The organism is Streptomyces sp. NPDC093018 (assembly GCF_040684035.1).
Classification (GTDB): Bacteria; Actinomycetota; Actinomycetes; order Streptomycetales; family Streptomycetaceae; genus Streptomyces; species Streptomyces murinus.
Window position 1 is genome coordinate 407,962 of record NZ_JBFBFF010000003.1, and the last position, 12,221, is coordinate 420,182.

Consider the following 12,221-nt stretch of genomic DNA (forward strand, 5'->3'; position numbering starts at 1 on the left):
CTGTTCCTTCTTTCTCCGCTGTTCGGGTGGTTCGTCCAGCCGTTGATGCCCGCTGAGTGACGCGCGGAACACCCGGGGTGAAGGGGATCTTCCGAGTTCCGGCCAGCGTCTGTACCAGGTATTGGTCCACGGCCTGTATCAGCCATTGATACGTGCGGACGACTACGGACGGCGGTCTGAGAGAATTGGGACTGTGATTTCCCGAATCGATCTGCGCGGCGACGCCCTCCCCGAGGGACCCGCCCTGCGTGACCTGCTGCCCCGAGCCGACTTCGACGTTCAGGCCGCCCTGGAGAAGGTGCGTCCGATCTGCGAGGACGTGCATCATCGTGGCGACGCGGCGCTGATCGACTTCGCGGAGAAGTTCGACGGAGTACGGCTGGAATCCGTCCGTGTCCCGGCCCGGGCGCTCGCCGACGCGCTGGCCGGCCTCGACGCGGACGTCCGCGCCGCCCTGGAGGAGTCCATCCGGCGCGCCCGCCTCGTGCACCGCGCGCAGCGCCGCACCGCCCACACCACCCAGGTCGTCCCCGGCGGCTCCGTGACCGAGAAATGGGTTCCGGTCGAGCGCGTCGGGCTGTACGCGCCGGGCGGCCGCTCGGTCTACCCCTCCTCCGTGATCATGAACGCGGTCCCGGCCCAGGAGGCGGGCGTCGAGTCCATCGCGCTCGCCTCCCCGCCGCAGGCCGAGTTCGGCGGTCTGCCGCATCCGACGATCCTGGCCGCCTGCGCGCTGCTCGGCGTGGACGAGGTGTACGCGGCCGGCGGCGCCACCGCCGTCGCGATGTTCGCCTACGGCACCGAGTCCTGCCCGCCCGCGAACATGGTCACCGGGCCCGGCAACATCTGGGTGGCCGCCGCCAAGCGCTACTTCACCGGCCGGATCGGCATCGACACCGAGGCCGGACCCACCGAGATCGCGGTCCTCGCCGACGACACCGCCGACCCGGCGCACGTGGCCGCCGACCTGATCAGCCAGGCCGAGCACGACCCGCTGGCGGCCGCCGTCCTCGTCACCGACTCCCCGGACCTCGCGGACGCGGTAGAGAAGGAGCTGGAGCCGCAGGTCGCCGCCACCAAGCATGTCGAGGACCGGATCCGCCCGGCCCTCGCGGGCAGGCAGTCCGCGATCGTCCTGGTGGACGGCGTCGAGGAGGGCCTGAAGGTGGTCGACGCGTACGGCGCCGAGCACCTGGAGATCCAGACCGCCGACGCCGCCGCCGTGGCCGACCGGGTGCGCAACGCGGGCGCGATCTTCATCGGCCCCTGGGCCCCCGTCTCCCTCGGCGACTACGCGGCCGGATCCAACCACGTCCTGCCCACCGGCGGCTGTGCCTGCCACTCCTCGGGCCTGTCCGTGCAGTCCTTCCTGCGCGGCATCCACATCGTCGACTACACCGAGGACGCGCTGGCCGAGGTCGCGCATCACGTGGTCACGCTGGCGGAGGCGGAGGACCTGCCGGCGCACGGCGCGGCGGTCAAGGCGAGGTTCGGCTGGAAGGTACCGGAGAGCAAGTGAGCGACGTAAGGATCGACGACCTCCCCATCCGGGACGAGCTGCGCGGCAAGTCCCCTTACGGCGCGCCCCAGTTGGACGTTCCGGTCCGGCTGAACACCAACGAGAACCCGTATCCGCTGCCCGAGCCGCTGGTCGAGCGGATCGCGGAGCGGGTCCGGGAGGCCGCCCGCGATCTGAACCGCTACCCCGACCGGGACGCGGTCCAGCTGCGCACCGAGCTGGCCAAGTACCTGAGCGACACCGGCGGGTTCCCGCTCGCCCCGGAGAACGTCTGGGCGGCCAACGGCTCCAACGAGGTCATCCAGCAGCTGCTCCAGACCTTCGGCGGTCCCGGCCGCAGCGCGATCGGCTTCGAGCCGTCGTACTCGATGCACGCGCTCATCGCCCGCGGCACCGGCACCGGCTGGATCTCCGGTCCGCGGGGTGAGGACTTCACCATCGACCCGGCCGCCGCCGCGCGCGCCATCGCCGAGCACCGGCCGGACGTCGTCTTCCTCACCACCCCCAACAACCCCACGGGCAACGCGGTTCCGCCCGAGACGGTCCGCGCGCTGTACGACGCGGCGCAGGCGGCCAAGCCGTCGATGGTGGTCGTGGACGAGGCGTACGTCGAGTTCAGCCACGGCGCCTCGCTGCTGCCGCTGCTCGAAGGCCGCCCGCACCTGGTGATCTCGCGCACCATGTCCAAGGCGTTCGGCGCGGCGGGCCTGCGCCTCGGCTATCTCGCGGCCGACCCGGCCGTGGTGGACGCCGTACAGCTGGTCCGGCTGCCGTACCACCTGTCGGCGATCACCCAGGCGACCGCGCTGGCCGCCCTGGAGCACACCGACACCCTGCTCGGCTATGTCGAGCAGCTGAAGTCCGAGCGGGACCGGCTGGTCGCCGAGTTGCGCGCGATCGGCTACGACGTCGTCGAGTCCGACGCCAACTTCGTGCAGTTCGGCCGGTTCGCCGACGCGCACGGGGTCTGGCGGAAGATCCTCGACCGGGGCGTCCTGGTCCGGGACAACGGCGTACCGGGATGGCTGCGGGTCTCGGCCGGCACCCCCGCGGAGAACGACGCGTTCCTCGACGCCGTACGTGAAGTCAAGAAGGAGCTTGAGGCATGAGCCGCGTAGGGCGCGTCGAGCGCACCACCAAGGAGACCTCGGTCCTGGTCGAGATAGACCTCGACGGCACCGGGCGGACCGACATCGCCACCGGCGTCGGCTTCTACGACCACATGCTCGACCAGCTCGGGCGGCACGGTCTGTTCGATCTGACCGTGAAGACCGACGGCGATCTGCACATCGACTCCCACCACACCATCGAGGACACCGCCCTCGCGCTCGGCGCCGCCTTCAAGCAGGCGCTCGGCGACAAGGTGGGCATCTACCGCTTCGGCAACTGCACGGTCCCGCTGGACGAGTCCCTCGCCCAGGTCACCGTCGACCTGTCCGGCCGCCCCTACCTCGTGCACACCGAGCCCGAGCGCATGGCACCGATGATCGGCGAGTACGACACCACGATGACCCGGCACATCCTGGAGTCCTTCGTGGCCCAGGCGCAGATCGCGTTGCACGTTCACGTACCGTACGGACGTAACGCCCACCACATCGTGGAGTGCCAGTTCAAGGCGCTCGCCAGGGCGCTGCGTTATGCCTCCGAGCGCGACCCGCGCGCGGCCGGCATCCTCCCGTCGACGAAGGGCGCGCTGTAACCATGACCGGTCTGTCGACCATCCTGATCGTCGTCGGCCTCTTCCTGGTCGGCGGCATCATCTCCTTCGTCAAGCAGAAGATGCCCACGAGCCTGATCGTGCTGCTCTCCCTCGCGGCCGGGATGTGCCTGGTCGCCGGTGTCATGCGGCTGGCGGTGTGGAGTTGACCGCCGCCAAGAAGGTCGTCGTCTTCGACTACGGCTTCGGTAATGTCCGCTCGGCCGAGCGCGCCCTCGCGCGGGTCGGCGCCGAGGTGGAGATCACCCGCGACTACGACGCGGCGATGAACGCCGACGGCCTGCTGGTCCCGGGGGTCGGCGCCTTCGCCGCCTGTATGCGGGGCCTGCTCGACGCGCGCGGCGACTGGGTCATCGACCGCCGGCTGTCCGGCGGCCGCCCGGTGATGGGCATCTGCGTCGGCATGCAGATCCTGTTCTCGCGCGGCATCGAGCACGGCGTCCAGGCCGAGGGCCTGGAGGAATGGCCCGGCACCGTCGGCCCCCTGGAGGCCGATGTGGTGCCCCACATGGGCTGGAACACCGTGGACGCGCCCGCCGACTCCGAGCTGTTCGCCGGTCTGGACACCGGCGCCCGCTTCTACTTCGTGCACTCCTACGCCGTCCACGACTGGACGCAGGAGACCCACAACCCGCTGATCGCCGCGCCCAAGGTCACCTGGGCCACGCACGGCAAGCCCTTCGTCGCGGCGGTGGAGAACGGCGCCCTGTGGGCGACCCAGTTCCACCCCGAGAAGTCCGGCGACGCCGGTGCCCAGCTCCTCACCAACTGGATCGGAACCCTGTAGACCATGGCCAAGCTCGAACTCCTCCCCGCCGTCGACGTCCGCGACGGCCAGGCCGTACGCCTCGTCCACGGCGAGTCCGGGACCGAGACCTCCTACGGCTCCCCGCTGGAGGCCGCCCTCGCCTGGCAGCGGTCCGGCGCCGAGTGGCTGCACCTGGTCGACCTGGACGCGGCCTTCGGCACCGGTGACAACCGGGCGCTGATCGCCGAGGTGGCCGGTGCCATGGACATCAAGGTGGAGCTGTCCGGCGGCATCCGCGACGACGACACCCTCGCCGCCGCCCTCGCCACCGGCTGCACCCGCGTCAACCTCGGCACCGCCGCCCTGGAGACCCCCGAGTGGGTCGCCAAGGTGATCGCCGAGCACGGCGACAAGATCGCGGTCGGCCTGGACGTGCGCGGCACCACCCTGCGCGGCCGTGGCTGGACCCGCGACGGCGGCGACCTCTACGAGACGCTGGACCGCCTGAACAAGGAGGGCTGCGCGCGCTACGTCGTCACCGACATCGCCAAGGACGGCACCCTCCAGGGCCCCAACCTGGAGCTGCTGCGCACCGTGTGCGCGGCCACCGACCGCCCGGTGGTGGCATCCGGCGGCGTGTCGTCCCTGGCCGACCTGCGCGCCATCGCCGAACTGGTGCCCCTCGGTGTCGAGGGCTCCATCGTCGGGAAGGCCCTCTACGCGAAGGCGTTCACCCTGGAAGAGGCCTTGGAGGCTGTGGCGTCATGACATCGGAAGCCGCACGGCGGGTGCAGAGCGGAAGCCCCTGGGAAGAGAGTTTCGGTTTTGCACGCGCCGTCGCGGCGGGGGACCGGGTCCTGGTGGGCGGCACCACGTCCTTCAAGGGCACGGTCCTGTACGGCGAGGGCGATCCGTACGAGCAGACCAGGGTCGCCTTCGGCAATGCCCTGGAGGCGCTCAAGGAGCTCGGGCTCGGCATCGAGTCCGTGATCCGCACCCGTATGTACCTGAGCCATGTGCGCGACGTCGACGAGGCGGGCCGGGCCCACAAGGAGCTGTTCGACTCCGTGCGCCCGGTGTCGACCCTGCTGGTCGTCGAGGGCTTCGTGGACCCGCGCATCCTGGTCGAAGTAGAGCTTGAAGCATTCAGAGGAGCCTGAGCAGTCATGACCCTGGCGGTCCGAGTCATCCCCTGCCTGGACGTGGACAACGGCCGGGTCGTCAAGGGCGTCAACTTCCAGAACCTGCGCGACGCGGGCGACCCCGTCGAGATGGCCAAGGTGTACGACGCCGAGGGCGCCGACGAGCTGACGTTCCTGGACATCACCGCGTCCTCGGGCGACCGGGAGACGACGTACGACGTGGTGCGCCGCACCGCCGAGCAGGTGTTCATCCCGCTCACCGTCGGCGGCGGCGTCCGCACCGCCGAGGACGTGGACAAGCTGCTGCGGGCGGGCGCCGACAAGGTGGGCGTGAACACCGCGGCGATCGCCCGGCCCGAGCTGATCCGCGAGATCGCCGAGCGCTTCGGGCGCCAGGTGCTGGTCCTGTCGGTGGACGCCCGGCGCACCGCATCCGGGTCCTTCGAGGTGACCACGCACGGCGGCCGCCGGGGCACCGGCATCGACGCCGTCGAGTGGGCGCACCGGGCCGCCGAGCTGGGCGCGGGCGAGATCCTGCTGAACTCGATGGACGCCGACGGCACCAAGGACGGCTACGACCTGGAGATGATCGCCGCGGTCCGCAAGCACGTCTCGGTGCCGGTGATCGCCTCCGGCGGCGCGGGCAGCCTGGCCCACTTCCCGCCGGCGATCGCCGCCGGCGCGGACGCGGTCCTCGCGGCCTCCGTCTTCCACTTCGGCGACCTGCGGATCGGCGAGGTCAAGGCGACCCTGCGGGAGGCGGGACACCCCGTCCGCTGACGCGCGCGTTCCCCGGGCCCCGGTGGCTGAGCCGCCGGGGCCTTTCTGTGTCCGGATACGAAAGACAAGTTGCGCAAAGTTTATTGCGCAATATTATTTGCACATCTAGGGTCATGGGCATGGCAGAGAAGGAAGTCGTGAACATGGCGGAGAAGGAAAGAGACCGCCGGATCCAGGACATGGGCACGCTCAAGGCGCTCGCCCACCCCCTGCGGATGCGGCTGTACCGGGCCCTGACCCTCGCCGGGACCGCCACCGCCTCCCAGCTCGCCGAGCAGGTCGGCGAGGCGGTCTCGCTGGCCAGCTACCACCTGCGCAAGCTCGCCGAGCACGGGCTGATCGAGGAGGCGGAGCCGGGCAGCGGGGACGGGCGGGAGCGCTGGTGGCGGCCGGCCTCCGACGGTGTGCGGATCCGCGACGAGGACTTCCGCGACGCCCCCGAGCAGATCGCCGCGCACACCGCCGCGAGCCGGCTCTTCTTCGCCCAGCGGTCCGACATGTACCTGCGCTTCCTGGACGAACGCCCGGACTGGGGCGAGCAGTGGGCACCCGGCGCGGTCTCCTCCGAGGCCGTGCTGCGGCTCACGCCGGGCGAACTCGCCGAGCTGACCCGGGAGATGCTCGCCCTCGTGCGGCGGTACGACGAGCTCGGCCGGGCGGCGGAGGCGGCGGAGACGGGGGAGGCCACGGGGGAGGCCGAGGGCCGCGAGAACGTCGCGGTGCACACGTACGCGTTCCCCTTCCGCGCCTGAGCCCCGCCGACGCCTCCCCGCCCCCCTGTCCCGCCCCGCCGCCCCGGCCTCACGCCTCCCGGCCTCACGCCTCCCGGCCTCACGCCTCCCGGCCCCACAAGGAGCCCGCCTTGAGCTCGACCCTCGCCACCCCGGCCGCCGTACAGGCCCACCGGGACCCCAATGTGCGGCGTTGGCTGACCGCCTACACCTGCTCCATGCTCGGCGACAGCGTGTACTACCTGGCGCTGTCCTGGGCGGCCGTACGGGCCGGGACCGCGGCGCAGGCCGGTCTGGTGATGTCGGCGAGCGCGCTGCCCCGGGCCGTGCTGATGCTCGGCGGGGGAGTGATCGCCGACCGGCTCGGGCCCCGGCGGGTCGTCATCGGCAGCGACGCCCTGCGCTGCGCCGCCGTCCTCGCGGTGGCCGCCCTGCTGTACCTCACCAGCCCCGGGCTGTGGCCGCTCGCCCTGCTCGCGCTGGTCTTCGGCACCGTGGACGCCGTGTTCGTGCCCGCCGTGGGCGCCCTTCCCGCCCGGGTCACCGGCAAGGACCAGCTGGCCCGCGTCCAGGGCATGCGCGGCCTGGCCATCCGCTTCGCGAGCGTGGTCGGCGCCCCGCTCGGCGGCCTCGGCGTGGCCGTCGGCGGCGCCTCCGCGGCCTTCGCCCTCGCCGGAGCGCTGATCGCCGTGTCCGTGCCGCTGCTGCTCTCCGTGCGCATACGGGAGCTGCCCGGCGACCGGGCGGACGGCCCCCGCGCCACCGCCTGGGCCGACCTCTCGGCCGGGCTGCGCTACATCCGCGGCCACCGTGTCCTCGCCCCGCTGATGCTCGCCATCGCCCTCGGCGACCTGGGCTTCGTCGGCCCGCTGAACGTCGGCCTGACGCTGCTCGCGGACCACCGCGGCTGGGGCGCCTCGGGGATGGGCTGGGTGCTCGCCGGGTTCGGCGTCGGAGCCGGCGCGGCCTCGCTGCTGCTCACCCTGCGGGGCCGGCTGCCGCGCGCCGGACTGCTCGCCGGGGTCACCATCGTGGTCGGATCCCTGGCCATCGGCGCCCTCGCCTACGCGCCCGGCCTCTGGGCGGCCGTCGGCATCGCCCTGCTCGTCGGCCTGCTGACCGGGCTCAGCGGCGCCATGTGCGGCGCCCTGCTCCAGACCCAGGCCGACCCCGCCTACCTCGGCCGGGTCACCGCCGTCTCCAGCCTGATCAGCCTCGGCTTCACCCCGCTGAGCATGCCCCTCGCCGCCGCCGCGATCGGCACCTGGGGGCTCGGCCCCGTCTACCTGGTCAGTGCCTCCGTGTGTGCCCTCGGCGGGGTCGTCGCCCTCGTCGTACCGGCCCTGCGCCACGCCGAACTGCCCGCCTGAGGCGAATGACCGCCCGCCTGGGGTCCATGCCCCCAGGCGTTCATCCCTTCGGCTGAACCAGCTGCACCAGATTGCCGCACGTGTCGTCGAACACCGCAGCCAGCACCGGCCCCTGCTCCCGCGGACCGTGGGGGAAGCGGACACCCAGGCCGCGCAGGCGCCGGTGCTCGGCGGCGAGGTCGTCCACCGAGAAGACGATGCAGGGGATGCCCGCCTCGTACAGCGCACGGCGGTAGGACTCGGCGATGGGGCCCTGGCCGGGTTCCAGGAGGAGCTGGAGATCGGGCTGGGCGCCCGCGGGCGCGCCGACCGTCACGAAGAGGACGCCGTCCCCGAGATCCATGTGGGTGCGCGTCTCGAAGCCGAGCACGTCCGTGTAGAAGGCATGCGCCCGCGCCACGTCGTCCACGTACACCCCGGTCATCGCGACCTTGATCACGGGCGGCCTCCCGGTCAGAACCCCAGCTGCTTGGAGGAGTGCAGCTTGTCGATGGCGTCCGCCTCGCCCTCCAGCTCCACCCGCGCCGCCCGGTCCCGGCCGAACGCGAACAGCAGCAGCTCGGACGGCTCCCCGGTCGCCGTGACCACCGGAACGCCCTTGTGCGCCACCACGGTCTGCCCGTCGGGCCGGCGCAGCACCAGACCCGTCGGCACCCCGCGCCCCAGCAGCCGCGCCGTCCGCTCCAGCCGCGACCACAGCGCGTCCTGGAACACCGGGTCCAGCTCCCGCGCGCTCCAGTCCGGCTGCGCCCGGCGCACGTCCTCGGTGTGCACGTAGAACTCCACCGTGTTCGCGGCCTCGTCCACCTGCTTGACCTGGAACGGCGAGAACCGCGGCGGACCCGTGCGGATCAGCTGGATCAGCTCCTCGTACGGCTTCGCGGTGTACTCCGCCGTCACCTTCTCCAGGCGGGGCGCGAGCTGCTTGATCAGCGCGCCCCCGGCCGCGTCCGGGCGGCGCTCGCGCACGATCACATGCGCGGCCAGGTCCCGGGTCCGCCAGCCCTCGCACAGAGTCGGCGCGTCCGGGCCCACGGTTTCCAAGAGGTCGGCGAACAGGAGCCGTTCACGCTTGGCGAAGGTCGACATGGGGTCAGCCTACGACCAGCCACCGGTCCGCGCAGTGGACACCCGCCCGGAGTTGTCAGTGGCGCGCGGCACAATGGCATCCATGACCAGTACGCCCGGCACCCCCCGGCCCAGCAGCCTCGACCCGGAGATCGCCGCCCGCCTCAAGCGCAGCGCCGACGGCCTCCTGCCCGCCATCGCCCAGCAGCACGACACCGGAGAGGTGCTCATGCTCGGCTGGATGGACGACGAGGCGCTGCACCGGACCCTGACCACCGGCCGCTGCACCTACTGGTCGCGCAGCCGCCAGGAGTACTGGGTCAAGGGCGACACCTCCGGCCACGTCCAATGGGTGAAGTCGGTCGCCCTGGACTGCGACGCCGACACCGTGCTGGTCCAGGTCGACCAGGAGGGCGCCGCCTGCCACACCGGCGCGCGCACCTGCTTCGACGAGGACGTGCTTCTCAAGGACGCCGGTCTGCCCTCCGGCGCGGACCAGTGAGGCCCGCCGCCATGGATCTGGAGACCTTCCGCAAGCTCGCCGCCGACCGGCGTGTCATCCCGGTCACCCGCAAGCTGCTCGCCGACGGCGACACCCCGGTGGCCCTCTACCGCAAGCTGGCCGGCGAACGCCCCGGGACCTTCCTGCTGGAGTCCGCGGAGAACGGCCGCTCCTGGTCGCGCTACTCCTTCGTGGGCGTGCGCAGCGCCGCCACCCTCACCGCCCGCGACGGCGCGGCCCACTGGCTCGGCACCCCGCCGGTCGGCGTCCCCGTCGACGGCGACCCCCTCAAGGCCCTGCGCGCCACCCTCCAGGCCCTGCACACCCCGCACACCGAGGGCCTGCCCCCCTTCACCGGCGGCATGGTCGGCTACCTCGGCTACGACATCGTGCGCCGCCTGGAGAAGATCGGCCCCGGGGAGCGCGACGATCTCAAGCTGCCCGAGCTGACCATGCTCCTGACCAGCGACCTCGCCGTCATGGACCACTGGGAGGGCTCGGTCCTGCTGATCGCCAACGCGATCAACCACAACGACCTGGACACCGGCGTGGACGAGGCGTACCACGACGCGGTGGCCCGCCTCGACGCCATGGAGGCCGACCTCAGCCGCGCCGTGGCCCAGCCCCCGGCCGTGCTGCCGCCCTCCGAGCTGCCCGAGTACACCGCGCTGTGGGGCGGCCCCGACTTCCGGCGCGCCGTGGAGGACGTCAAGGAGCGCATCCGCGCGGGCGAGGCCTTCCAGGTCGTCCCCTCCCAGCGCTTCGAGACCCCGTGCACGGCGAGCGCCCTGGACGTCTACCGGGTGCTGCGGGCCACCAACCCCTCGCCGTACATGTACCTGTTCCGCTTCGACGGGTTCGATGTCGTCGGCTCGTCCCCCGAGGCCCTGGTCAAGGTCGAGGACGGCCGGGCCATGGTCCACCCCATCGCCGGCACCCGGCACCGCGGCGCCACCCCGCAGGAGGACCAGGCGCTGGCCGAGGAGCTGCTCGCCGACCCCAAGGAGCGGGCCGAGCACCTCATGCTGGTCGACCTCGGGCGCAATGACCTCGGGCGGGTCTGCGAGCCGGGCTCGGTCGAGGTGGTCGACTTCATGTCCGTGGAGCGCTACTCGCACGTGATGCACATCGTCTCCACCGTCACCGGACGGGTCGCCGGCGGCCGCACCGCCTTCGACGTGCTCACCGCCTGCTTCCCGGCCGGCACCCTCTCCGGCGCCCCCAAGCCGCGCGCGATGCAGATCATCGACGAACTCGAACCGTCCCGGCGCGGTCTGTACGGCGGCTGCGTCGGCTATCTCGACTTCGCGGGCGACTCCGACACCGCGATCGCCATCCGTACCGCCCTGCTGCGCGACGGCACGGCATATGTGCAGGCCGGAGCGGGCATCGTCGCCGACTCCGACCCGGTCGCCGAGGACCAGGAGTGCCGCAACAAGGCCGCGGCGGTGCTGCGGGCGGTGCACACGGCCAACCGGCTCGGCGAATAGGGCGCGTCTCACGGAACCCCGGGTGACGCTTCGCCCGGGGTTCAGGCGATAGTGGAGTACGTGACTGCCGTTCCTCACCCCCGTTCCGAAGCCGCCGCGCCCGCACGGTCCGGCCGCCGGAGCCTCGCCGTGGCCCTCCTGTTCGGCGCGCTCGGCGCGGCCGTGGCGCTGCTCGCCAGCCGGCAGCGCTGGGCGGAGGGCACCGCGTCGGTGGCCGGCGGCGCGTTCCCGCTCACCGCGAAGGGCAGCGATGTCACGGGCGTGCCCGCGGCCCTCGCCATAGTGGGCCTCGCCGCGCTCGTCGCCGTCTTCGCCGTCCGCCGGGCCGGCCGCTTCCTCGTCTCCGGGCTGCTCGCGCTGTCCGGCGCGGGCATCATGGCCGCCGCCCTGGTCTCCGCCTCCGACAGCACCGCGCTGGACGAGAAGGCCGCCCAGGCCAGCGGCGACACCACCGCCACGGTCGCGGCGCTGAGCCACACCGGCTGGCCCTACGTGGCGGCCGTCGGCGGCCTGCTGATCCTGCTCGCGGGGCTGCTCGCGCTGCGCTTCGGCAGCGGCTGGCCCGCCATGTCCGGACGCTACGAGCGCGGCACCGACCGCCCCCGCAAGACGGCCAGGCCGGTCGATCCGGAGCGCCCCGAGGAGATCTGGAAGGCCCTGGACCGGGGCGAGGACCCCACCGGCGCCTGACCCCCGCGCGGATGTGGCGAACCAGACGCCACCCCCGCGTCCGGCGCGCGTGCGCGTACGGGACAATGGACGGCGAGCGTCCGGCTTGACGGGCGGGCTCGGAGCCGTACGACACGTACGTCGCTCTTCTGGGACACGTACACAGCAACGAGGAGCACAGACATGGCGGGCAGCAGCCACGGCCACGGTCACACCCCGGCCGCCTGGACCGGCGTCATCATTTCCTTCGTCGGCTTCCTGGTCGCCGGCGCCTTCATGGTGATGGCCGACACCATCGGCTTCTGGGTCGGCATGGCCCTCATCATCGGCGGCGCGATCGTCGGCGGGATCATGAAGGCCATGGGCCTCGGCGACCACCAGAAGCCCCTCGCGATGGTCGGCGGTGCGCCCATCGCCGCGCGCGAGCCCGTCGCGGTGGAGAGCTGAGCGGCCGAGCACGGCACCTCTTCGCGGAGGGCGGCCCG

General features: G+C 72.4%; 16 protein-coding genes. 14 read left to right on the plus strand and 2 right to left on the minus strand.

The window, feature by feature from the left end; genetic code table 11:
* Nucleotides 1–193: 193 nt before the first annotated feature.
* From hisD to AB0N90_RS09205, 10 genes are all read left to right on the plus strand, one after another.
* Nucleotides 194–1,519, plus strand: a complete 1,326-nt coding sequence (hisD, locus tag AB0N90_RS09160) for a histidinol dehydrogenase (RefSeq protein ID WP_365194293.1) — start codon at nucleotides 194–196, stop codon at nucleotides 1,517–1,519.
* Complete coding sequence (locus AB0N90_RS09165) at nucleotides 1,516–2,628, plus strand: histidinol-phosphate transaminase (protein WP_361670927.1); 1,113 nt, start codon at nucleotides 1,516–1,518, stop codon at nucleotides 2,626–2,628. Before hisD ends, AB0N90_RS09165 begins: the two co-directional genes overlap by 4 nt.
* On the plus strand, nucleotides 2,625–3,218 hold the full coding sequence (gene hisB / locus AB0N90_RS09170) for an imidazoleglycerol-phosphate dehydratase HisB (protein ID WP_085564273.1): 594 nt from the start codon (nucleotides 2,625–2,627) through the stop codon (nucleotides 3,216–3,218). Before AB0N90_RS09165 ends, hisB begins: the two co-directional genes overlap by 4 nt.
* Before the next feature lie 2 nt (nucleotides 3,219–3,220).
* Entirely contained in the window at nucleotides 3,221–3,385 is a 165-nt protein-coding gene (locus AB0N90_RS09175) for a hypothetical protein (protein ID WP_037653147.1), read from the plus strand.
* Nucleotides 3,382–4,023 (plus strand): imidazole glycerol phosphate synthase subunit HisH, encoded by a 642-nt coding sequence (gene hisH, locus AB0N90_RS09180; protein WP_365194739.1) that lies wholly within the window; start codon nucleotides 3,382–3,384, stop codon nucleotides 4,021–4,023. Before AB0N90_RS09175 ends, hisH begins: the two co-directional genes overlap by 4 nt.
* 3 nt (nucleotides 4,024–4,026) lie before the next feature.
* Nucleotides 4,027–4,752 carry a bifunctional 1-(5-phosphoribosyl)-5-((5-phosphoribosylamino)methylideneamino)imidazole-4-carboxamide isomerase/phosphoribosylanthranilate isomerase PriA gene (gene priA, locus AB0N90_RS09185; protein WP_361670924.1) on the plus strand — a complete coding sequence of 242 codons (726 nt, stop codon included), beginning with the start codon at nucleotides 4,027–4,029 and terminating at the stop codon, nucleotides 4,750–4,752.
* Nucleotides 4,749–5,144: a RidA family protein gene (locus tag AB0N90_RS09190; RefSeq protein WP_365194296.1), complete on the plus strand. Its 396-nt coding sequence runs from the start codon at nucleotides 4,749–4,751 to the stop codon at nucleotides 5,142–5,144. The genes priA and AB0N90_RS09190 overlap by 4 nt, the downstream gene beginning before the upstream one ends.
* Before the next feature lie 6 nt (nucleotides 5,145–5,150).
* Nucleotides 5,151–5,906, plus strand: coding sequence for an imidazole glycerol phosphate synthase subunit HisF (gene hisF / locus AB0N90_RS09195; protein ID WP_037653152.1), 756 nt, complete (start codon nucleotides 5,151–5,153; stop codon nucleotides 5,904–5,906).
* A gap of 143 nt (nucleotides 5,907–6,049) precedes the next feature.
* Nucleotides 6,050–6,658 (plus strand): helix-turn-helix domain-containing protein, encoded by a 609-nt coding sequence (locus AB0N90_RS09200; protein WP_365194742.1) that lies wholly within the window; start codon nucleotides 6,050–6,052, stop codon nucleotides 6,656–6,658.
* A gap of 110 nt (nucleotides 6,659–6,768) precedes the next feature.
* Nucleotides 6,769–8,007 (plus strand): MFS transporter, encoded by a 1,239-nt coding sequence (locus tag AB0N90_RS09205; RefSeq protein ID WP_365194300.1) that lies wholly within the window; start codon nucleotides 6,769–6,771, stop codon nucleotides 8,005–8,007.
* Nucleotides 8,008–8,047: 40 nt separating this feature from the next.
* Here the strand turns inward: AB0N90_RS09205 and AB0N90_RS09210 are convergent, their stop codons facing one another.
* Together AB0N90_RS09210 and AB0N90_RS09215 are read right to left on the minus strand one after the other, a co-directional pair.
* Entirely contained in the window at nucleotides 8,048–8,446 is a 399-nt protein-coding gene (locus AB0N90_RS09210) for a VOC family protein (RefSeq protein ID WP_365194303.1), read from the minus strand.
* Nucleotides 8,447–8,460: 14 nt separating this feature from the next.
* Nucleotides 8,461–9,096: a TIGR03085 family metal-binding protein gene (locus AB0N90_RS09215; protein WP_037653158.1), complete on the minus strand. Its 636-nt coding sequence runs from the start codon at nucleotides 9,094–9,096 to the stop codon at nucleotides 8,461–8,463.
* Nucleotides 9,097–9,178: 82 nt separating this feature from the next.
* Here AB0N90_RS09215 and hisI point away from each other — a divergent pair, with 82 nt between their 5' ends.
* The 4 genes from hisI (at nucleotide 9,179) to AB0N90_RS09235 (ending at nucleotide 12,183) form a co-directional block, all read left to right on the plus strand.
* Complete coding sequence (gene hisI / locus AB0N90_RS09220; RefSeq protein WP_085564265.1) at nucleotides 9,179–9,577, plus strand: phosphoribosyl-AMP cyclohydrolase; 399 nt, start codon at nucleotides 9,179–9,181, stop codon at nucleotides 9,575–9,577.
* 11 nt (nucleotides 9,578–9,588) lie between these two features.
* Nucleotides 9,589–11,067: an anthranilate synthase component I gene (locus AB0N90_RS09225; RefSeq protein WP_365194306.1), complete on the plus strand. Its 1,479-nt coding sequence runs from the start codon at nucleotides 9,589–9,591 to the stop codon at nucleotides 11,065–11,067.
* A 51-nt stretch (nucleotides 11,068–11,118) separates the two neighbouring features.
* On the plus strand, nucleotides 11,119–11,757 hold the full coding sequence (locus AB0N90_RS09230; RefSeq protein ID WP_365194309.1) for a TIGR02234 family membrane protein: 639 nt from the start codon (nucleotides 11,119–11,121) through the stop codon (nucleotides 11,755–11,757).
* A 162-nt stretch (nucleotides 11,758–11,919) separates the two neighbouring features.
* Nucleotides 11,920–12,183 (plus strand): HGxxPAAW family protein, encoded by a 264-nt coding sequence (locus AB0N90_RS09235; RefSeq protein WP_361670900.1) that lies wholly within the window; start codon nucleotides 11,920–11,922, stop codon nucleotides 12,181–12,183.
* The last annotated feature ends 38 nt before the right edge of the window (nucleotides 12,184–12,221 follow it).

Coding starts and splice junctions, on each gene's coding strand:
- hisB (WP_085564273.1), top strand. CDS start 2,625: ATGAGCCGCGTAGGGCGCGTCGAGCGCACCACCAAGGAGACCTCGGTC.
- AB0N90_RS09175 (WP_037653147.1), top strand. CDS start 3,221: ATGACCGGTCTGTCGACCATCCTGATCGTCGTCGGCCTCTTCCTGGTC.
- priA (WP_361670924.1), top strand. CDS start 4,027: ATGGCCAAGCTCGAACTCCTCCCCGCCGTCGACGTCCGCGACGGCCAG.
- AB0N90_RS09190 (WP_365194296.1), top strand. CDS start 4,749: ATGACATCGGAAGCCGCACGGCGGGTGCAGAGCGGAAGCCCCTGGGAA.
- hisF (WP_037653152.1), top strand. CDS start 5,151: ATGACCCTGGCGGTCCGAGTCATCCCCTGCCTGGACGTGGACAACGGC.
- AB0N90_RS09200 (WP_365194742.1), top strand. CDS start 6,050: ATGGCGGAGAAGGAAAGAGACCGCCGGATCCAGGACATGGGCACGCTC.
- AB0N90_RS09215 (WP_037653158.1), bottom strand. CDS start 9,096: ATGTCGACCTTCGCCAAGCGTGAACGGCTCCTGTTCGCCGACCTCTTG.
- hisI (WP_085564265.1), top strand. CDS start 9,179: ATGACCAGTACGCCCGGCACCCCCCGGCCCAGCAGCCTCGACCCGGAG.
- AB0N90_RS09225 (WP_365194306.1), top strand. CDS start 9,589: ATGGATCTGGAGACCTTCCGCAAGCTCGCCGCCGACCGGCGTGTCATC.
- AB0N90_RS09235 (WP_361670900.1), top strand. CDS start 11,920: ATGGCGGGCAGCAGCCACGGCCACGGTCACACCCCGGCCGCCTGGACC.